Genomic DNA, 20,625 nt, shown 5'->3' on the forward strand with positions numbered 1-20,625 from the left:
GTGGCTGGAACCGGAGTGCCGCTGCGTGAGCTGGCGTTGGTGATCTTCGTCGCCGCGGCGTTTACCTACCTCACCACCGGACTGGTGCGCACCTTTCTGGTGCGCAGTGGCCAGGTGGCGGAGATCCGCCTGCGCGATAGTCACTCCCAGCCCACCCCGCAGCTTGGCGGAGTGGCGATGTTTACGGGGTTTGCCGCCGCAGTGTACCTCGCCGGCCAGCTTCCAGCCTTGACTCGCGGGTTTATGCCCGTCACGCCAGAGATGAACGCTGTGCTCTGGTCCGCTGCCGCCATCGTGGTTGTCGGTGTGGTGGATGACCTGTTGGAACTGAGTGCTTTGGTCAAACTCATCGGGCAGCTCGTTGCCGCAGCCATTATGAGCGGATTGGGCTTGACCTGGACGCTTCTCTTTCTGCCTTTTGGTGATGGAACCACGGTCATTCTGGACCAGGTCCAGGGAACACTCTTGACCACATTCTTTACCGTACTGCTCATTAATGCCATCAACTTCGTCGACGGCCTCGACGGCTTGGCGGCTGGGCTGGGCATGATTGCCGGCGGGGCCATCCTGGTCTTCTCCTTGACTGTTCTGCATGACCAAGGCGGTACCGTATCGGCCTATCCGCCGGCGATTATCGCGGCGGCACTTGTTGGTGTGTGTGCCGGATTCCTTCCGCATAATTTTGAGCCCTCCCGCATTTTCATGGGGGATAGCGGAGCGATGCTGATTGGTTTGTTGCTCGCCGCGGCGTCGACCTCAGCCTCCGGCAAGATCAACATGTCCCTCTACGGCACCGTGGACATCGTGGCGCTGATGTCACCCGTCATCGTCGTCGTTGCCGCGGTCTTTATTCCAGTCCTGGACCTTGTCTGGGCGGTCATTCGGCGTGTTTCGCAGGGGCGCTCGCCCTTCGCTGCCGATAAGGCGCATATCCACCACCGGCTGCTGTCTCTGGGGCATACGCACCGCCGCACCGTGCTGGTGCTCTATCTGTGGGTCTCCGCGGTGGCTTTCGGGGCGGTTTCCTTCTCCATCGTTCCAGCCCCTGTCGCGGTGGTGCTCGCTGTTTTTGCGCTCCTCGTAGCCTTTGGCGTGACCTTGATTCCGCTGCGCCAGGGCAAGATTGGACGCCGGCCGCGCTCGACTAGCGTGGTGCTGGAAACGGATCCCTCCTGAGGTAGGGTATGGGGCTGTGACTGATTCAACGACTTCCGAAGAGCTATCGCCCTATGACGATCATCGTCGTCCCCTTAAGCGCGCCCTGCGCCTCGGAGCCATTGGCCTCGTCGTAGTGACCATCGCATCCCTGGCCCTCTGGGGTGGCGTTCGTGGGTTGCCCGGCATCTGGGGAGTGCTCGTCGGCGCTGCTATCGGAGGCGGCTTCGTGCTCTTTACCGCAGCTTCGGTGCTCCTTACCGCGCGGACTACTCCCTCGACCACGATGGCTGTGGTTCTCGGCGGCTGGTTGCTCAAGGTGGTCATCCTCATCATGGTGCTGTTGCTGATTAAGGACTTGGACTTCTATGACACGATGGCGCTGTTTGTGACTGTGTTGCTAGCGCTGGCGGTGACGCTGGGAACCGAGGTCTGGGGTGTGATTACTTCCAACGTGACCTACGTGTCCTAGCGTGCCTCGATCTCCATCACAGGCCACTGCTTCCGGTGACCCCGGGAGGGTGGCTTTTTGTGTAGTAAGACACGTCTTTCAACCTGCTCATTACCCCCGTCAAGGTGGGAAAACGTGGGTATGTGACCAAATACACTCAGCAGGGTTTTGGCAGAATGCGGGCCTTTTATGAGGCTTTCTGGTGCTGGGCTGTGGCTTTAGGTCCGCAACGGTGCCCCCACGTGCGAAAACTTGAGGGCGAACTGATAGCATTCTCTTCGGGTTACCGCGGGTTAGCGTCATGCTATCCCGAAAAAGTACGGTTTATCCTTGCCCTGTTTACGCTGATGTGCGACGGAGTCCGTGGACAGGGCAAAGAGCTTGAGACGTCCATCGCACCACATAGCCTTCGACAAGCTGTGTGGCCCGAACACGGGAGAGAACGCTGAGCGTTACGACATTGGCCATGAAGGGTGAGTTTCACGCACCCGAACTGGATCCAGAATTTTTCCCGGGGCACGTAACCGATGATGGTGAAGTCGTCGATCTCTTGTTCGCCGATTTCGCCAACGGTTGGTTCGCTTTGGATCGCATCATGCTGGTTCGCCTGTTCATGGCGGCCATTCTGGTGCTCCTTTTTGTTGTCGCCTTTAGGAACCCGAAGCTGGTTCCTAAAGGATTGCAAAACGTAGCGGAGCATGCGATTGACTTCGTACGAATTCACATCGCAGAAGACATCTTGGGCCGTAAGGAAGGACGTCGATTCCTTCCGATCTTGGCCACGATCTTCTTCGGTGTTTTGTTCTGGAACGTAGCAACTATTGTTCCAGCTCTAAACATCTCTCCGAACGCTCGTATTGGTATGCCAATCGTGCTGGCAGCCGTCGCGTACATCGCCATGATCTACGCCGGTGCTAAGCGCTTTGGCTTCGGCAAGTTCATCAAGTCTTCGGTGGTTATTCCTAACCTGCCGCCGTTGCTGCACGTGCTTGTTGTGCCGATTGAGGCTTTCTCTACGTTTGTCATGCGTCCAGTCACGCTGGCTCTTCGTCTGATGGCGAACTTCCTGGCTGGCCACCTCATTTTGGTCCTGTTGTACTCGGCAACGAACTTCTTCTTCTTCCAGTTCAACGGCTGGACTGCCATGAGTGGCCTGACGCTGGTCGCAGCGGTTCTGTTCACGATTTACGAAATTATCGTCATTTTCCTGCAGGCATATATCTTTGCCCTGCTGACGGCGGTATACATCGAACTATCGCTGCATGCAGATTCGCACTAACAACAACGCGAACCTCGCGGTTAACTAAATACCCCAAAACCACCACATCCCCCGCGGACAAATCCGTGGGAAAACATTGAAAGGGAACGACTTTCATCATGAACGAAATCATTCTTGCTCAGGCCGCTGACGAGTCCACCCTCAAGGGTCTCGGTGCTATCGGCTACGGCATCGCAACCATCGGCCCGGGTCTGGGCATCGGTATCCTCGTCGGCAAGACCGTCGAGGGCATGGCTCGCCAGCCGGAGATGGCTGGTCAGCTGCGTACCACCATGTTCCTGGGTATCGCCTTCGTTGAGGCCCTCGCCCTGATTGGCCTCGTTGCAGGCTTCCTGTTCTAAAGAGCGCTTTACACAAAGTAAATCGAACTTTAAGAACGGAGCCCCATGAACAACGTCATTTACTACCTTGCAGCAGAGGGAAGTGAGCACCTGCCGCTGGAGAGCGGTAACTCCATCCTTCTGCCCAAGATGTACGACTTGGTCTGGTCCCTCATTCCGTTCGCCATCATCCTGCTTGTGTTCTGGAAGCTCGTTCTTCCGGCATACAACAAGATGCTGCAGGAGCGTGAAGACCGGATCGAAGGTGGCCTTAAGCGTGCGGAGGCTCAGCAGGCCGAAGCAAAGGCCGCCCTGGAAAAGTACAATGCTCAGCTCGCTGACGCTCGAGCAGAGGCTGCGGAGATTCGTGAGCAGGCGCGTGAGCGCGGCAAGCTGATCGAGGCAGAGGCTAAGGAAGCTGCAGAGGAAGAGTCTCGTCGCATCCTGACCGCCGGCGAGAAGCAGCTTGAAGCTTCCCGTGCACAGGTCGTGTCTGAGCTGCGTTCCGACATCGGGCAGAACTCCATCAACCTGGCAGAGAAGCTGCTCGGCGGCGAACTTTCGGACGCCACCAAGCAGTCCTCCACGATTGATAACTTCCTGTCCGAGCTCGACACTGTGGCACCGGCCGGAAAGTAGGCAACGATGAAGGCAGCTAGCCGCGAAGCACTCGCTACCACTGAGTCCAAGCTGGATGAGTTCCTCTCCAGCGACCGCTCGGTAGCGACTGCTACCCAGGCAGGCCAGGACCTCTTCGAGGTAGTCCGCGTCCTCGACGGCGACCGCGAACTGCGCGTCGCTCTGACCGACGACGCCGCCACCGCAGAGGAGCGCAAGTCCCTGGTCCAGACCCTTTTCGGCGGGAAGGTCACCCCGGTAGCACTCCAGGTGCTGCAGGAGGCCGCCGCCGCACAGTGGTCGAGCCCGCGTGATATCGCCCGTGGCCTCATCATCCTCGGCCGCCGCGCACTGCTGCGTGGCGCTGAGTTTGAGGGCAAGCTGGGCCAGGTAGAAGACGAGCTCTTCTCCCTGTCGCGCGTGCTTGACCGAGAAGGCGAACTGACCCAGCTGCTTTCAGACCGTACTGCTACGTCCGATCGTAAGGTCGGGCTGCTGGCAAGCGTGCTCTACGGCAAGGTCACGATGGTTACTGAGGCGCTCGCGCTGCAGGCCATTGGCCGCCCGGAGCAGAACCCGATTGATGATCTCGCCGGTTTGGCGGACACCGCAGCCAAGCTGCAGGGCCGTACCATCGCGCGCGTGACCACTGCGGGTGAGCTGAACGATAGCCAGCGGGCAGCACTCGCTGAAAAGCTGGGCAAAATTTATGGTCGTGCGATGTCCATCCACTCTGAGGTTGACACCAGCCTCCTCGGTGGTATGACCATCCGCGTCGGCGATGAAGTCATCGATGGCTCGACGGCAGGCAAGATCGCCCGCCTTCGCGCGCAGATGGCATAAGCCGAAACGACAGAAACGATTAAGTAATTGCTGGAAGATACTACCGAGAGCAGGAAGAACATGGCGGAGCTGACGATCTCCTCCGACGAGATCCGTAGCGCGATTGCGAACTACACCTCGAGCTACTCCGCGGAGGCCTCCCGTGAGGAGGTCGGCGTGGTCATTTCGGCAGCTGACGGTATTGCGCAGGTTTCGGGCCTGCCGTCCGTCATGGCGAATGAGCTGCTCGAGTTCCCGGGCGGCGTGATTGGCGTCGCACAGAACCTTGACACCAACTCCATCGGTGTCGTGGTCCTGGGCAACTTCGAGTCGCTGAAAGAAGGCGACGAGGTCAAGAGGACCGGCGAGGTTCTCTCCATCCCTGTGGGCGAGGAATTCCTCGGCCGCGTAATTAACCCCCTGGGCCAGCCGATTGACGGCATGGGCCCGATCACCGCTGAAGAGGACCGCGTCCTCGAGCTGCAGGCACCGTCCGTGCTGCAGCGTCAGCCGGTGGAAGAGCCGATGCAGACCGGCATCAAGGCTATTGACGCGATGACCCCGATTGGTCGCGGTCAGCGTCAGTTGATCATTGGTGACCGTAAGACGGGTAAGACGGCTGTCTGTATCGACACCATCCTGAACCAGAAGGCTAACTGGGAATCTGGCGACAAGAACAAGCAGGTTCGCTGCATCTACGTCGCCATCGGCCAGAAGGGCTCCACCATCGCTGGTGTGCGCCACACCCTGGAGCAGCACGGCGCTCTGGAGTACACCACCATCGTGGCTGCTCCGGCATCCGACGCCGCCGGCTTCAAGTGGCTGGCACCGTTCTCCGGTGCCGCTCTGGGTCAGCACTGGATGTACCAGGGCAACCACGTCCTGATCATTTACGATGATCTGACCAAGCAGGCTGAGGCCTACCGTGCGATTTCCCTTCTGCTGCGCCGTCCGCCGGGCCGCGAGGCTTACCCGGGCGACGTCTTCTACCTCCACTCCCGTCTGCTGGAGCGTGCTGCAAAGCTCTCCGACGACATGGGTGCAGGTTCCATGACCGCACTGCCGATCATTGAGACCAAGGCGAACGACGTCTCCGCCTTCATTCCGACCAACGTTATTTCTATTACCGACGGCCAGGTCTTCCTGGAGTCCGACCTGTTCAACCAGGGCGTCCGTCCGGCAATTAACGTCGGTGTGTCCGTCTCCCGTGTTGGTGGTGCTGCACAGACCAAGGGTATGAAGAAGGTTGCCGGTAACCTGCGTCTTGAGCTGGCTGCCTACCGTGACCTGCAGGCCTTCGCGGCCTTCGCATCCGACCTGGATCCGGCCTCCAAGGCTCAGCTGGAGCGCGGTGAGCGCCTCGTCGAGCTGCTCAAGCAGGCCGAGTCCTCCCCGCAGCCTGTCGAGTACCAGATGGTATCCATCTTCCTCGCAGACCAGGGCATCTTCGACGTCGTTCCCGTCGAGGACGTACGCCGCTTCGAGAAGGAGCTGCACGATCACCTCAACTCTGCAACCCCGCAGGTGTTCGAGCAGATCCAGGGCGGCACCGCTCTGACCGACGAGTCCAAGGATGCACTTGTTGCAGCAGCTAAGGACTTCACTCCGTCCTTCCGCACCACCGAGGGCCACAACCTCGGCACCGAGGCGCCGGTTGACCCGCTCGCCGCGGATGACGTGAACAAGACCGAGCTCAACGTCTCCCGCAAGACGGCCAAATAGAGTTTCGCACGCTCTAAGAATTAACCGTCTAGAAAAAGAAGGGAGGAGCGAACACCATGGCTAATCTTCGTGAACTGCGTGACCGTATCCGGTCCGTCAATTCCACCAAGAAGATCACCAAGGCACAGGAGCTCATTGCTACCTCGCGCATTACCAAGGCTCAGGCCAGGGTAGAAGCGGCGCAGCCTTATGCACGTGAACTGTCCAGCGTGCTCAACAAGCTGGCGGCGCACACGTCCCTGGATCACCCGATGCTCCGGGAACGCGAAGATGCCAAGGTAGCCGCCATTCTCGTGGTCTCTTCTGACCGCGGTATGTGCGGTGGCTACAACAACAACATCTTCAAGAAGGCGGCCGAGCTGGAAGCCCTGCTGAAGAGCGAGGGTTTCGAGACCGTCCGCTACGTCACCGGTAATAAGGGCGTTGGCTTCTACAAGTTCCGTGAGGCCGAGGTCGCTGGCAGCTGGACTGGATTCTCGCAGGATCCGACCTGGGAAAAGACGCACGATGTGCGCCGCCACATTATCGACGGCTTCGTTGCCGGTTCGAATGGCCAGGCCAAGACCCGCGAGGGTATTCACGTGGAGGGCGAGACCGTTCGCGGTTTCGACCAAGTACACGTTGTGTACACCGAGTTCGAGTCCATGCTGACCCAGACCGCGCGTGTGCAGCAGCTGCTGCCGGTGGTACCGGTTATCGAGGAAGAGGACTACAATCTGGGTGAGTCCGCGCTTTCCGACGCCGAGCCGAATAATCAGATCACTCCTGATTACGACTTCGAGCCGGATGCGGACACCCTGATGGAAGCGTTGCTTCCGCAGTACGTTTCTCGCCTCCTGTTTGCGATGTTCTTGGAGTCCTCGGCCTCCGAGTCCGCCGCACGCCGTACCGCAATGAAGTCTGCAACCGACAACGCTACCGAGCTGGTCAAGGACCTCTCGCGCGTGGCCAACCAGGCTCGTCAGGCGCAGATTACCCAAGAAATCACAGAGATCGTCGGTGGCGCTGGGGCGCTCGCCGAAAGCGCAGAAAGTGACTAGATTATGACTACAGCTCTGCAAGAGCAGAACACACAGTCGTCGGCTACCGCCGGCCGTGTGGTGCGTGTCATCGGTCCGGTCGTCGACGTGGAGTTTCCGCGTGGCGGGCTGCCGGCACTGTACAACGCACTGACCGTCGAGGTGACCCTCGAGGCTGTTGCAAAGACCGTCACCCTTGAGGTCGCTCAGCACCTCGGTGACAACCTCGTCCGTGCCGTGTCCATGGCTCCGACCGACGGCCTTGTCCGCGGTGCCGCAGTGACCGACACCGGCAAGCCGATTTCCGTCCCGGTGGGCGATGTGGTCAAGGGCCACGTCTTCAACGCCCTCGGTGACTGCCTTGACCAGCCGGGTCTGGGCCGCGACGGCGAGCAGTGGGGTATCCACCGCGAGCCGCCGGCATTCGACCAGTTGGAGGGTAAGACCGAGATCCTGGAGACCGGCATTAAGGTTATCGACCTGCTGACCCCGTACGTCAAGGGCGGCAAGATCGGCCTGTTCGGTGGTGCAGGTGTGGGTAAGACCGTTCTTATCCAGGAGATGATTACTCGTATCGCACGCGAGTTCTCCGGTACCTCCGTCTTCGCCGGCGTCGGCGAGCGCACCCGTGAGGGCACCGACCTCTTCCTCGAGATGGAAGAGATGGGCGTTCTCCAGGACACCGCGCTTGTCTTCGGCCAGATGGACGAGCCGCCAGGAGTCCGTATGCGCGTGGCTCTGTCCGGTCTGACCATGGCGGAGTACTTCCGCGATGTGCAGAACCAGGACGTGCTGCTGTTCATCGACAACATCTTCCGTTTCACCCAGGCCGGTTCTGAGGTCTCGACCCTGCTGGGCCGCATGCCTTCCGCCGTGGGTTACCAGCCGACTCTGGCTGATGAGATGGGTGTGCTGCAGGAGCGTATTACCTCTACCAAGGGTAAGTCCATTACCTCCCTGCAGGCCGTGTACGTGCCGGCCGATGACTACACCGACCCGGCTCCGGCGACCACCTTCGCCCACCTCGATGCCACTACCGAGTTGGACCGTGGTATTGCTTCGAAGGGTATTTACCCGGCAGTGAACCCGCTGACCTCTACCTCTCGCATTCTGGAGCCGTCCATCGTGGGCGAGCGCCACTACGAGGTGGCACAGCGTGTCATCGGTATTCTGCAGAAGAACAAGGAGCTCCAGGACATCATCGCCATCCTTGGTATGGACGAGCTGTCTGAGGAAGACAAGATCACCGTTCAGCGTGCTCGTCGTATCGAGCGCTTCCTGGGCCAGAACTTCTTCGTCGCAGAGAAGTTCACCGGCCTGCCGGGTTCCTACGTGCCGCTGGCCGATACCATCGACGCTTTCGAGCGCATCTGCAACGGCGAATTCGACCACTACCCGGAGCAGGCTTTCAACGGCCTGGGTGGCTTGGACGACGTCGAGGCTGCGTACAAGAAGCTGACCGAGAAGAAGTAGGGAGAGGCACATGGCTGACATCACCGCCGAATTGGTTTCGGTTGAGCGCCTGCTGTGGACCGGAAAGGCCACCATGGTGACGGCTGAGACCACCGAGGGTGAGATCGGCGTGCTTCCTGGACATGAGCCCATGGTTGGTCAGTTGATCGACAATGGTGTTGTGACCATCCACCCGGTGGACGGCGATCGTCTCGTCGCTGCCGTCCAGGGTGGCTTCCTCTCCGTGTCCGAGAACAAGATCACCGTCCTCGCTGATTGGTCCATCTGGGCCTCTGAGGTCGATGAAGCACAGGCACAGGAAGACCTGAAGTCTGAGCGCGAGCTGACGAGGTCTCGTGGCGACGCCGCGTTGCGCGCCGCCCGCCGCCTCAACAGCTAACGGATGAGCGGAGAGGGAAACGACGGGCAGCAATGACCGCCCTTCCCACTCTCACTTAGGAACCCCACAACCTCGATAAGAGGGGGTGGGGTTCTTTCGTGTTCTTGGGTAAGGACTAGCGTTGCTTCCGTCAACGGCGGTACAATCAATCCATCGTTTCGTACTCGCTGTGAAGGACATCATTCCATGAATTCTCAGGTGCTTCAGGGGCTAACAATTCTTTTAGGTCTGTGTGCACTGGTCGTTCTGGTTTTCCTCATCCTAGCGGCGGTGCGCTTTTTCACCGTGCGCTCCCGCGGCACGAGCATCCTTTTGCGCCAACTACCGTCGAAGGACTCTCATTCTTGGCGTCATGGTCTCGTGCGCTATGACGGCGAGTATATGGACTACTTCAAGCTCCGCTCCGTCATGCCGCGCGCCAACAAGCGCTTCAATCGCCTCGACATCGAATTGGGCAAGACTCGCCCGATGGATGGTGACGAGGCTTCTTTTATGCCCTCGGATCACCAAATCATCCAGCTTCGCATCGATGGTAGGGACTATGAGATTGCCTCGGATGCGCAGGGCATCATGGCCCTGAATGCGTGGGTCGAATCAGCCCCTTCGAAGCGCCAAGAAAAGTTGGACTATCACCAGATGCGCCAGCGAGCTACCCGTTTACCTAAGAAGTAGCGCTCAACGATAGGGTAGAGGACATGCGTCTTGTCATCGCCCAATGCTCCGTAGACTACGTCGGCCGCCTCGACGCCCACCTTCCGATGGCGGATCGGCTCATCCTTATCAAGGCCGATGGTTCGGTGTCCATCCATGCGGATGACCGCGCCTACAAGCCTTTGAACTGGATGACACCACCATGCACCTTTGAAGAGTCGGCGATTGAGGATATCGATGGCGAAGACACAGGAGAAAAGCTGTGGCTGGTGGAGAACCCGAAGGGTGAGCAGCTACGCATCACCATTGCTGAGATCCACCAGGAGATCACTATGGAGCTGGGGGAAGATCCCGGCCTAGTCAAGGATGGCGTGGAAGCGCACCTGCAGGAGCTCTTGGCCGAGCATATTGAAACGTTGGGAGAGAAGTACTCGCTAGTGCGTCGCGAGTACCCCACGGCTATCGGGCCGGTGGACATCATGGCCAAGAATGCCAAGAACGAGTTTGTCGCCGTTGAGGTCAAGCGCCGCGGGGGCATTGATGGAGTCGAGCAGCTTTCGCGCTACCTCGAGTTGCTGAATCGCGATGACCTGCTAGCACCCGTGCATGGCGTCTTCGCCGCGCAGGAAATCAAGCCCCAAGCACGGACCTTGGCGGAGGACCGCGGCATCCGTTGCGTCGTCCTGGATTACCAGGAGCTGCGCGGCATCGAATCCAACGAGCTGCGGTTGTTCTAGTGCCACGCCGCAATCGTAGAATCCGCGAAGAGCCGCGTTCATTGCCCCGCGATGGACGTGCTTTCCTCGGATCGCAGACTGTACCCGGGCCGCGGTGGACTAATGGAGAGCCTTTCGTTATGCGGCACGTCGGCAGCGCGGCTGCTCAGAAGTACTACGTGTGCCCGGGTTGCAATCAGAACATCCCTCCCGGGGTGGCGCATATCGTGGCGTGGCCACGGGATACCGGTGGGCGCGGTGAGGACCGCCGCCACTGGCACCGGCACTGCTGGGACCGGCGGTAGGATAGCGGGCATGATTGTTGCCTTTTCCGTAGCCCCCACTGTTGTGGGTGATGAAAGCGCTGAAATGTCCGAGGCCGTGGCCGAAGCCGTGCGTGTTGTCCGGGCCTCCGGCCTGCCTAATGAGACCAACTCCATGTTCACCATCATTGAAGGTGAGTGGGACGAGGTCTTCGCGGTCATCAAGGAGGCCACCGATGCCGTACGCGCCGTGTCGCCGCGCACGAGCTTGGTGATTAAGGCCGATATCCGCGAAGGCGTGAGCGGGCAGATAACCCAAAAAGTAGATTCCGTTAACCGTTACCTGGAGGAGAACAAGTGACTGGACCGTACGTAGGGGGAGCCCTCGACCTGGGTGCTATCAAGCAGCAGGCAGAGGCCAAGGCGAAAGCACAGGAACAGGGCACTACTGGTGCCTCGGCAGGTGTGCGGCCCTTCTTTGAGGTCACCGAGCAGAACTTCGAAAATGATCTGGTGCGCCGCTCTGCGGAGGTACCCGTCATCGCCCTGATCGGCTCGCCGCGCTCGCCTGCCTCTGAGCAGCTCAAAAAGGACTTCGAGGAGATGGCCGCCGCCGGTGGGCTGAAGTTCATCGTGGGCTACATCAATGCCGATGTCGTGCCCCAGGTGGCGCAGGTCTTCGGCGTGCAGAATCTGCCTACCACCGTCGCCATCGCCGCCGGCCAGCCCGTCACCAACTTTGAGGGCGGGCAGCCACGTGAGAACTTGGAGCAGTGGGTTGCGGCGATCGTCGACAAGCTCGGCCCCCAGCTCAAGGGCTTGCCTGACCAAGATGTGGCGGGGGAGACCCCCGAGGAAGAAGCAGCGGATCCGCGCCTGAGCCTGGCTGAGGACGCACTCAACCGCGGCGATTTCGATTCCGCTATTGCTACCTACGAGGAGATCCTGGCTGCCGAGCCAGACAACGTGGAGATTAAGCAGGCCCGCGACACCACGCTATTACTCAAGCGCCTGGACCCGGCTAACCGCAGCGAGGATCCTATCGCTGCGGCGGATGCTGCCCCGGAGGACGTGTCCAAGCAGCTCGATGCCGCCGACGCGGAGGTGGTTGCCGGTGCTCCCGACCGCGCCTTCGAGCGCCTCATCGAGGCCATGAAGCGTACCGCCGGGGATGAGAAAGAACAGCTTAAGACCCGACTCTTGGAGCTTTTTGGGCTCTTTGATTCCGGTGATTCGCGCGTGCTCGCCGCACGCACGAAGCTGGCCAGCGCGTTGTACTAAGGAGGGCGTCGTAATAGGGCCCAGCTTGTGCTGGGCCCTAGAGCGGCCTTTCCGGACGATCGCGGGCTGAACCCTCAGGATGGCTCAGATGAGTCCTCTCCTGAGGTTCTTTTTGTGTTCAAGCAATTATGTGAAGCACCTCATGTTAAATTCCTTCTAGTGTTATGTAACACAATAATTGGTCGACTCTTTCAGGAGGACTCTCATGCGCAAGCTCCTCGGCGTCATCGGCGCCGCCTCTCTCGCTTTTACCCTGACCGCCTGCGGAAGCGATAGCTCCGATAGCGCCGGTGGTTCCAACTATGTCCGAGTTCTGGGCACCGAGCCGCAGCAGGGCCTGATCCCCGCAATGACGAATGAGAACGGCGGCGGACGCATCGTCGACATGCTGTATTCCGGGTTGGTGTACTACGACGCCGAGGGTAACGTGCACAACGAGATGGCGGAGTCCATCGACAAGGAAGGGGAGAAGACCTACAAGGTCACGCTCAAGCCCGACCTGAAATTTTCCGACGGTTCTGCCGTAACTGCGGATACCTTCGTCGATACGTGGAATTACGCGGTGGCCAACGAACAGCTCAACGAGAGCTTTTTCTCCTCCATCAAGGGCTACGGGGAAGGCGTCAAGGAGATGGAGGGCCTTAAGGTCATCGATGAGCGCACCTTCACTATCGAGCTCACCCAGCCGGAGAGCGACTTTCCGAGCCGCTTGGGCTACAACGCTTACTTCCCAGTCCCCGCAGCCGCACTGGAGGACCCGCAGGGCTTTGGCGAATCCCCAGTGTCGAACGGTCCCTACAAGATCAAGGAATGGAATCACAACCAGAACCTGATCATCGAGCCGAACCCAGAGTACAAGGGTGACCGTGCCGCGCAGAACGACGGCATCGAGTTCACCTTCTACGCTGATTCCAGCGCGGCCTACATGGACCTGTTGGCGAATAACCTCGATGTCCTCGAAGCCATCCCGTCCTCTGCCTTCGGAAGCTATGAACAGGACTTGGGGGACCGCCAAGAAACCAAGCCTGCTGCCACCTACCTGGAGATGTCCATCCACATGGAGACCCCGCACTTTAGTGGGGAAGAAGGCGCGCTGCGCCGCAAGGCAATCTCGATGGCTATCAACCGCGAGGAAATCGCGGAGACCATCTTCCACGGCACCCGCACACCGGCCCGCGAGTTCACCTCCCCGGTCCTGAATGGCTACAACGACAGCCTGCCCGGTTCGGAGAACCTGGACTATAACCCGGAGGAGGCGAAGAAGCTCTGGGCGGAGGCCGATAAGAAGTACGGTGCTTTTGAAGGCTCGTTCCCCATTAACTACAACACCGACGGCGACAACAAAGATTGGGCCGATGCCGTAGCCAACAACATCAGCAACACGCTGGGAATTCAAGCCGTGGGGAACCCCTACCCGGACTTCAAGTCCTTCCGCGATGCCTACCGCAGCGAGCGTATGGACGGTGCCTACCGCACGGCGTGGTTCGCCGACTATCCCTCCATGGGCAACTTCCTCGGGCCAAACTTCACCACGGGTGTAGCTTCCAACGACTCGAAGTACTCCAACCCGGAATTCGATGAGCTGATCGTGAAGGCCAACGGCGCCGCAAATGAGGAGGAAGCCGCGAAGCTCTACAACCAGGCGCAAGAGCTTCTGCTGCGTGACCTTCCTTCGATCCCGCTGTTCTACCCGAACGTGGTCGGCGGGTGGTCGGAGAACGTCCAGGACGTGACCTTCAACTGGAAGTCCCTGCCGGTGTATTACGCGGTGAAGAAGAACTAGCGCTCTGGTCTCCTACTGGCACACCGCAACACGATTACAGTAGGGTGGCATGACCTCCGTACTATTTCTTTGCAATACCAACCGCGGCAAGTCTCAGATGGCGGCTGCCCTAGCTAAGAAGCATGCGCCCGATTGGGAGATTCATTCTGCAGGAGTAAAGACCACTGAACAGCATCGTGCGCAGGGCGTTAATGCTGAGGCGCAGGCCTCTCTGGCAAAGGTCGGCGCCGACACGGCAGGTACGCCGACCTTGATTGATTCCGACCTCGCATCGTCGGTCGACCACGTCATCATCGTCGGTGATGCCGACTATGACGGAGTGGCTGAGCGTTGGGAGATCGAGGACCCGTCCGTACGCGGCCTAGAGGGAGATGAGCGAATGGATGCGCTTCGCGATGACATCGATGCTCGCGTACGAGCTTTCCTTGATGTTCACGCGCAGGACTGAAAACTAAAACTGCCCGAGTTGCCAAAGTTCCCCGCCGAGATTCAAGATCTGGCCAGAACTTTGGCAACTGGGGCAGTTGTGTCTCTCAGGCCTTGCTTGCGACGAGCGTGAGCACGCGCCGAGCCAGGCTCGGCGCTAGGCCGCGCAGCTTAGCCACGGAAGGCGTACCACTGCACCGAGTTGGCCGGCAGGTGCAGCTGTACGTGGTTGCCTTCGGAGCGCACGCGGTGGGCAAGGTCGTTGCCAGCACCCTGGTAGACGGCGTCGTCGGTGTTGATGACTAGCTCCCATTCGCCGTCGCGCGGCACCCAGAGGTCATAGTTTGGCACCGAGCTGCCGGAGAGGTTGCACACCGCCAACACTGCGGAGCCATCCTTTCCGTAGCGCACGTAGCCGAGCATGTTGTTGTTCGAGTCATCAGCCTTGACCCACTGGAAGCCGTCCTGGGTAAAGTCCTGTGTCCAGAGTGCCGGGTGCTGCATGTACACCGCGTTGAGGTCGCGCACTAGGCGCTTAATGCCGTGGTGCCACTCGTTGCCCCAGCCTTCCAAGTTGGACCAGTCCACGGAGTGGCCTTCGGCCCACTCGGTGGTCTGGCCAAACTCCTGGCCCATGAACATCAGCTGCTTGCCCGGGTGGGAGAACATGTAGCCATACAGCGCACGCAGGCCCGCGGCCTTGTTCCAGTCATCGCCCGGCATGCGCTCCCACAGGGAGCCCTTGCCATGGACTACTTCGTCGTGGCTAAACGGCAACACATAGCGCTCCGAGTAGGCGTAGACCATGGAGAAGGTGAGCTCACCGTGGTGGTACCGGCGGTGAATCGGCTCGTGCTTGAAGTACTCCAGGGTGTCGTTCATCCAGCCCATGTTCCACTTCAGGCTAAAGCCCAAACCGCCTTCATGCGTCGGAGCGGTCACGCCTGGCCAGGAGGTGGATTCTTCGGCGATGGTCAGCACACCCGGGTGGGTGCGGTTCAGGGTGGCGTTGGTCTCCTGAAGGAATTGGACGGCCTCAAGATTTTCGCGCCCGCCGTGGATGTTGGGCAGCCACTCCTCGCGGGAGTAGTCCAAATAGAGCATGGAGGCTACGGCGTCGACGCGCAGGCCGTCGATGTGGAACTCCTCCGCCCAGTAGAGGGCATTGGCTACTAGGAAGTTGCGCACCTCGTTGCGCCCGAAGTCGAAGACATAAGTTCCCCAGTCAGCCTGCTCGCCGCGGCGCGGATCCGGGTGCTCGTAGAGTGCCTGGCCATCAAACCGGCCCAGCGCCCACTCATCCTTGGGGAAGTGAGCTGGTACCCAGTCGACGAAGACGCCGATGCCTGCCTTGTGCAGATCGTTGATGAGGGCGCGCAGCTCGTCCGGTGTGCCCCAGCGCGCGGTAGGCGCGTAGTAGCCGGAGACCTGGTAGCCCCAGGAGCCGCCGAAGGGGTGCTCGGCCACGGGCAGCAGCTCCACGTGGGTAAAGCCGTGCTCCAGAAGGTAGGGGATCAGCTCTTCACGCAAGGTGTTGTAATCGGCGCCCACCTTCCAGGAACCCACGTGGAGCTCATAGACGCTCATCGGGACGTCGAGGTCCGCGTTCCGCTTGCTCATCCACTCCTCATCGCTCCACTCGAAGCTGGAGCGAGCCACCACGGAGGCGGTTTCCGGCGGGGCAATGGTGCGCTTGGCCAGGGGATCGGCCTTGTCAATGCGCGGGGAGTTCTTGCCGTGGACGGCAAACTTATAGCGCTCGCCTTCGCCCACTCCGGGGATGAAGACCTCCCAAATGCCCGTGGAACCGAGGCATCGCATGGGGTATTGGGTTGGGTTCCAGCCGCAGAAGTCACCGACCACGGCCACACCCTCCGCGTTGGGTGCCCATACGGCAAACGCCGTGCCTTCGACTACGCCCATGTCGGTGGTATAGCTCTTGAGGTTGGCACCGAGCACTTCCCACAAGCGTTCGTGGCGGCCCTCGCCGATGAGGTGCTGATCCAAGGTGCCCAGGGTGGGTAGGAAGTGGTAGCCGTCCGCTACTTCGGTAGCGGGCTGGCCCGGGTAGGTGATGCGCAGGCGGTAGTCGGCTTCTTCGGCGAGCGGGGCCTCCCAGATATCATCCCCAACCGCGCGCATAGCAATCGTGTCGGTTGCGGTGACGAGCTCGACGGCTTCGGCACCGGGGCGGCGAGTGCGGACGGTACCGTCGTGCCACCCATAGAAATCATGGGGCGCGTGGTGGCGGCAGTGGTTAAGGCGTTCGAGGTCTGAGGCCGGGATGTTCATACTGACCAAATTACCGAACAACGCCCGCTCGCGGGGCAGAAAAGAAACCCCGCGCTACCCGGAAAGGGGGACGGAATCAGCGCGGGGTGGTGAGGGTTTTAAAAGCCTAGGGGCGGTAGTCGTTCACACGGCGCCACGCTATGCGTTCCTGCAGGTCATGGTGGGCCGGCGGGAGGACGAAGATGTGGGCGACGTCACGCAGCGGCTCCAGGCGCACGAAGTTACGGTCGGACCACTCGTAGGCAGCTCCACTGATGGTGTCCTGCACCGTGAAGTGATCGCCCGGGTGGCGGCCCACGGCGGCAAGATCCAGGAAGATTGTGGCCTCCTGTGCATTGCGCGGATCCAGGTTGACCACCACGAGCACCACGTTGCCGGTGGTGGGATCAGCCTTGGAGTAGGCAATGATGGCCTCGTTATCGGTGTTGTGGAAGCGCAGCGTGCGCAGCTGCTGGAGGGCCGGGTTCTCGCGGCGGATGAGGTTGAGCAGGCGGATATAGGATTCCAGGGAGTCGCCAGACTTGACAGCGGCCTGAAAGTCGCGCGGGCGCAGCTCGTACTTTTCCGAGTCGAGGTATTCCTCGCTGCCCGGCTTGACTGCTTGGTGCTCGTAGAGTTCGAATCCGGAGTACACGCCCCACAGCGGGGAGAGCGTAGCGGCCAAAGTGGCGCGGATGGCGAACATGGCGCGCCCGCCGGTCTGCAGGGATTCGTGGAGGATATCCGGGGTATTGACAAAGAGGTTGGGGCGGCAGATATCGGCCTGCTCCACGTGCATTTGCGCGAACTCGGTGAGCTCGTGCTTGGAGGTCTGCCACGTGAAGTAGGTATAAGACTGCGTGAAGCCAGCCTTGGCCAATCCGAACAGGCGCGGGGCGCGGGTGAAGGCCTCGGAGAGGAAGATGACTTCTGGGTGGGTCACGTGCACCTTGGAAATCAGCCAATTCCAGAAATTGGCGGGCTTGGTGTGCGGGTTGTCCACGCGGAAGGTGGTGACACCGGCCTCCACCCAGATCATGACGATGCGGTAGATCTCCGCGTAGATGGCATCCGGGTCGTTATCGAAGTTGAGCGGGTAGATGTCCTGGTACTTCTTCGGCGGGTTCTCGGCGTAGGCAATGGTGCCATCGGCCAACACCGTGAAAAACTCTGGGTTGGTCTTGGCCCACGGGTGATCCGGGGAGGCCTGTAGGGCTAGGTCCAGTGCTACCTCCAGGCCCAAGTCGGTGGCCTTCTTGACCAGCTGCTTGAAGTCCTCCATGGTGCCCAGTTCCGGGTGCGTGGTGGAGTGGTCCTGAATGGCCCAGGGTGAACCCACATCACCGGGTTCAGCCACCACGGAGTTGTTGCGGCCCTTGCGGTGGACCTTGCCAATGGGGTGGATGGGCGGGAAGTAGACGGTATCGAAACCCATGGCGGCCACGCGCTCCAGTGCCTGCTCCGTGGTCTTAAACGTGCCGTGCACGGGGTTTCCCTCGTCATCCCAGCCGCCGGTGGAACGCGGGAAGAGCTCGTACCACGAGTTGTAGAGAGCTTCAGGACGCTCTACCAGGACCTCGTGGATGTCACCTTCCACCAGTAGGTGGCGCAGCGGGTGGTGGTGGAGGACGTCTGCGACCTGGTCAGACAGGGCGGTTCGCACGCGCTTATCGACGTCCACCGACTCATCCTTCAGCTCCTTCGCCGCCTGAAAGAGCAGCTCCGCCTTGTCACTCGGGCATTGGATTGCCGCTTCCTCGAAGAGCTCGGCACCGTGTAGAAGGTCGTTGCTGAGTTCTTGGGTGGATTGACCGGCCTCCATCTTCTTGACCACTGCGTTGCGCCAGGTGGACATCGGATCCGACCAGGCATCGATGCGGAAGAACCAACGCCCAGTGGTGGCTGGGCTAAATACGCCGTGGACTCGGTCTGGATTCTCCGGGTCCACCGTCATAGTAACGGCGGAGGTAGATGGGGATTCGGTGTTCCATACCGAGAGCGTTGCGGCGACGGCATCGTGGCCCTCGCGCCACACCAGCGCAGTGACAGGGATAACCTCTCCGACCACAGCCTTCGAGGCGGCATTACCGGAGAGGGAGGGGCGGACATCGTCGATACCAAGGCGTTGAGTCATGCCCATAGAATAATGCAGCTGTGTCAGTTTCACCGGGGAAGAAGGATTTCAGCCACAATGGTGGCTGTGAACACTCCAGAGCAATTGAGCCAGCAAGACCCTGAACTGATGGAAACCGACGAGGATTGGTTGATTGACTTCCGCGGCGTCGAGCTCCGGCGCGGTGGGCGCACACTGGTGGGGCCCATCGACTGGCAGGTGGAGCTCGATGAACGCTGGGTCATCATCGGCCCCAACGGCGCGGGCAAGACCTCCTTGGTCCGAATGGCTGCCGCCGAAGAGTTCCCGTCCGCTGGTGTGGCTTTCCTCATGGGTGAGCGCCTGGGCAAGACGGATATGCGCGATCTGCGCGCCGCCATCGGTATTTCCTCCGCCGCCGTCCAACACCGCATCCCGGATAGAGAACGCGTGGATGATCTCGTTGTGTCTGCCGGTTATGCGGTCCTCGGCCGCTGGCGTGAGGACTACCAAGACATGGACTTCTCCCGTGCCGATGACATCTTGGAACAAGTGGGTGCAGCGCACCTGGCAGAGCGGACCTGGGGCACGCTTTCTGAAGGCGAGAAGAAGCGCGTCATCCTCGCCCGCGCGCTGATGGCCAACCCGGAGCTGCTCATCCTGGATGAGCCTTCCGCCGGTATGGACTTGGGTGGCCGTGAGGACCTCGTGGGCTACTTGGGGGACCTAGCACTCGATGCGGATGCCCCGGCAATTGTCATGATTACCCACCACGTCGAGGAAATCCCTTATGGATTTACCCATGCGATGCTCCTAGATGAGGGTAAGGTCGTGGCCAAAGGACTCATTAACTCTGTCCTGACGTCGGAAAACCTCTCCAAGGCTTTCCACCAACCCATCCAGGTGGACCGCATTGGGGAGAGGTACTTCGCCCGACGAGTCCGCTAACCCCTAGCACATAACCCCTAGTACATAACCTCAGTACGCCTTCTCGACGTATACCTCTCGAATTCTGCTCCTAGCTTGCAGACACGGAAAGTTGCATGAGCCAGTCCATCCACGACAGCCTTGATGCCATCGACCCTGGCGAAACCACGGGCTTTAACGGGGCACGCCTGGCCGCTACTGTCCTCTTGTTACGCGATACCGCGGAGGGCTTGCGCGTGTGGATCCAAGAACGCGTGCACACCATGCGTAATTACCCCGGCCACGTTGTCTTTCCCGGCGGCGGTGTAGACCCGCGTGACTTCCCACCGCGTTCTTGGGACTCCGGCGAACTATGGGCGGGCAGCTCGGTGGTCTCCATGGCACGGCGCATGGGCGTAACCAAGTACAAGGCACACGCCCTTGTCTTCGCGGCCGCCCGGGAGCTTTTCGAGGAGGCCGGCACGCTGCTGGCCATCCGCGAGGACGGCTTGGTTTCCGACGCCTCTCGCTACCACCGTGAGCGCGAGCTGTTAGAAACCCACGAGATTTCCTTCACCGAGTTCCTTGAGCACAACGGCATGCGTGTCGACGCCGACATGCTCTTGCCTTGGTCCCGCTGGGCCGGGGAAGACAACAACCACTGGTTCGACACCTTCTTCTTCATCGGTGTACTACCCGAAGGCCAAGAACCCGATGGAGATACAGGCGAAGCCGACGACGCCGGCTGGTTCGACCCACAACTGGTCCTCGATGGCTGGCGCGCCGGGTTGGTGCGCCTAGCTATCCCGACGTGGGCGCAGCTCAAGCGTTTGACCTCCTACGCCACGGTCAAAGAGGTCTTAGATGATGCCTCCTTCTCCGACCTGCGTCCGATTATCGGCGACCCGCGCGATGATGAGCGCTACCGTGAATACTTCACCACTTTCCCTGTCGACCGCATTTAAGTCGGCCTCGCCCGGCATCAACCGATACAGAAG

21 protein-coding genes are annotated in these 20,625 nt (G+C 60.3%); 19 read left to right on the forward strand and 2 right to left on the reverse strand.

Annotated features, from left to right (window positions below):
* From HMPREF2996_RS05100 to HMPREF2996_RS05175, 17 genes are all read left to right on the forward strand, one after another.
* On the forward strand, positions 1-1,176 hold the full coding sequence (locus HMPREF2996_RS05100; RefSeq protein WP_070443800.1) for an MraY family glycosyltransferase: 1,176 nt from the start codon (positions 1-3) through the stop codon (positions 1,174-1,176).
* 16 nt (positions 1,177-1,192) lie between these two features.
* Entirely contained in the window at positions 1,193-1,627 is a 435-nt protein-coding gene (locus HMPREF2996_RS05105) for a Cg1360 family ATP-synthase-associated protein (RefSeq protein WP_070710982.1), read from the forward strand.
* A gap of 445 nt (positions 1,628-2,072) precedes the next feature.
* Positions 2,073-2,885 carry a F0F1 ATP synthase subunit A gene (gene atpB, locus HMPREF2996_RS05110; protein ID WP_070645977.1) on the forward strand — a complete coding sequence of 271 codons (813 nt, stop codon included), beginning with the start codon at positions 2,073-2,075 and terminating at the stop codon, positions 2,883-2,885.
* 98 nt (positions 2,886-2,983) lie between these two features.
* Positions 2,984-3,226 carry an ATP synthase F0 subunit C gene (locus tag HMPREF2996_RS05115; protein WP_010187073.1) on the forward strand — a complete coding sequence of 81 codons (243 nt, stop codon included), beginning with the start codon at positions 2,984-2,986 and terminating at the stop codon, positions 3,224-3,226.
* Between the two features lie 45 nt (positions 3,227-3,271).
* Positions 3,272-3,844: a F0F1 ATP synthase subunit B gene (locus tag HMPREF2996_RS05120; protein WP_070645975.1), complete on the forward strand. Its 573-nt coding sequence runs from the start codon at positions 3,272-3,274 to the stop codon at positions 3,842-3,844.
* Positions 3,845-3,850: 6 nt separating this feature from the next.
* Complete coding sequence (locus tag HMPREF2996_RS05125) at positions 3,851-4,666, forward strand: F0F1 ATP synthase subunit delta (protein ID WP_070443809.1); 816 nt, start codon at positions 3,851-3,853, stop codon at positions 4,664-4,666.
* 60 nt (positions 4,667-4,726) lie between these two features.
* Positions 4,727-6,367: a F0F1 ATP synthase subunit alpha gene (atpA, locus tag HMPREF2996_RS05130; RefSeq protein WP_070443812.1), complete on the forward strand. Its 1,641-nt coding sequence runs from the start codon at positions 4,727-4,729 to the stop codon at positions 6,365-6,367.
* Positions 6,368-6,423: 56 nt separating this feature from the next.
* Positions 6,424-7,407, forward strand: coding sequence for a F0F1 ATP synthase subunit gamma (locus HMPREF2996_RS05135; protein WP_070443815.1), 984 nt, complete (start codon positions 6,424-6,426; stop codon positions 7,405-7,407).
* Positions 7,408-7,410: 3 nt separating this feature from the next.
* Positions 7,411-8,859, forward strand: a complete 1,449-nt coding sequence (gene atpD, locus HMPREF2996_RS05140; RefSeq protein ID WP_010187062.1) for a F0F1 ATP synthase subunit beta — start codon at positions 7,411-7,413, stop codon at positions 8,857-8,859.
* Positions 8,860-8,869: 10 nt separating this feature from the next.
* Positions 8,870-9,238, forward strand: coding sequence for a F0F1 ATP synthase subunit epsilon (locus HMPREF2996_RS05145; RefSeq protein WP_070443818.1), 369 nt, complete (start codon positions 8,870-8,872; stop codon positions 9,236-9,238).
* Between the two features lie 186 nt (positions 9,239-9,424).
* A complete protein-coding gene (locus HMPREF2996_RS05150; protein WP_070645973.1) occupies positions 9,425-9,910 on the forward strand; it encodes a DUF2550 domain-containing protein in 486 nt (161 codons plus the stop codon).
* A 23-nt stretch (positions 9,911-9,933) separates the two neighbouring features.
* On the forward strand, positions 9,934-10,626 hold the full coding sequence (gene nucS / locus HMPREF2996_RS05155) for an endonuclease NucS (protein ID WP_070730431.1): 693 nt from the start codon (positions 9,934-9,936) through the stop codon (positions 10,624-10,626).
* On the forward strand, positions 10,626-10,910 hold the full coding sequence (locus HMPREF2996_RS12965; protein ID WP_083313787.1) for a hypothetical protein: 285 nt from the start codon (positions 10,626-10,628) through the stop codon (positions 10,908-10,910). The genes nucS and HMPREF2996_RS12965 overlap by 1 nt, the downstream gene beginning before the upstream one ends.
* 10 nt (positions 10,911-10,920) lie before the next feature.
* Complete coding sequence (locus HMPREF2996_RS05160; RefSeq protein WP_070443826.1) at positions 10,921-11,229, forward strand: MTH1187 family thiamine-binding protein; 309 nt, start codon at positions 10,921-10,923, stop codon at positions 11,227-11,229.
* Complete coding sequence (locus tag HMPREF2996_RS05165; RefSeq protein WP_070730433.1) at positions 11,226-12,149, forward strand: tetratricopeptide repeat protein; 924 nt, start codon at positions 11,226-11,228, stop codon at positions 12,147-12,149. Before HMPREF2996_RS05160 ends, HMPREF2996_RS05165 begins: the two co-directional genes overlap by 4 nt.
* Positions 12,150-12,354: 205 nt before the next feature.
* Positions 12,355-13,932, forward strand: coding sequence for a peptide ABC transporter substrate-binding protein (locus HMPREF2996_RS05170; protein WP_070710985.1), 1,578 nt, complete (start codon positions 12,355-12,357; stop codon positions 13,930-13,932).
* 49 nt (positions 13,933-13,981) lie between these two features.
* Entirely contained in the window at positions 13,982-14,380 is a 399-nt protein-coding gene (locus tag HMPREF2996_RS05175) for an arsenate-mycothiol transferase ArsC (RefSeq protein ID WP_070710986.1), read from the forward strand.
* Between the two features lie 149 nt (positions 14,381-14,529).
* Here the strand turns inward: HMPREF2996_RS05175 and glgB are convergent, their stop codons facing one another.
* Entirely contained in the window at positions 14,530-16,650 is a 2,121-nt protein-coding gene (gene glgB / locus HMPREF2996_RS05180) for a 1,4-alpha-glucan branching protein GlgB (RefSeq protein WP_070730435.1), read from the reverse strand.
* Positions 16,651-16,756: 106 nt separating this feature from the next.
* Positions 16,757-18,763: a maltotransferase domain-containing protein gene (locus tag HMPREF2996_RS05185; RefSeq protein ID WP_070730438.1), complete on the reverse strand. Its 2,007-nt coding sequence runs from the start codon at positions 18,761-18,763 to the stop codon at positions 16,757-16,759.
* Positions 18,764-18,820: 57 nt separating this feature from the next.
* On the opposite strand from HMPREF2996_RS05185, the gene HMPREF2996_RS05190 reads away from it, so the two are divergent.
* Both HMPREF2996_RS05190 and HMPREF2996_RS05195 read left to right on the forward strand, forming a co-directional pair.
* Positions 18,821-19,669 (forward strand): ABC transporter ATP-binding protein, encoded by an 849-nt coding sequence (locus tag HMPREF2996_RS05190; RefSeq protein ID WP_070447698.1) that lies wholly within the window; start codon positions 18,821-18,823, stop codon positions 19,667-19,669.
* Between the two features lie 95 nt (positions 19,670-19,764).
* A complete protein-coding gene (locus HMPREF2996_RS05195; RefSeq protein ID WP_070447702.1) occupies positions 19,765-20,592 on the forward strand; it encodes an NUDIX hydrolase in 828 nt (275 codons plus the stop codon).
* Positions 20,593-20,625: the final 33 nt, after the last annotated feature.

The organism is Corynebacterium sp. HMSC066C02 (assembly GCF_001814945.1).
Lineage (GTDB): Bacteria > Actinomycetota > Actinomycetes > Mycobacteriales > Mycobacteriaceae > Corynebacterium > Corynebacterium aurimucosum.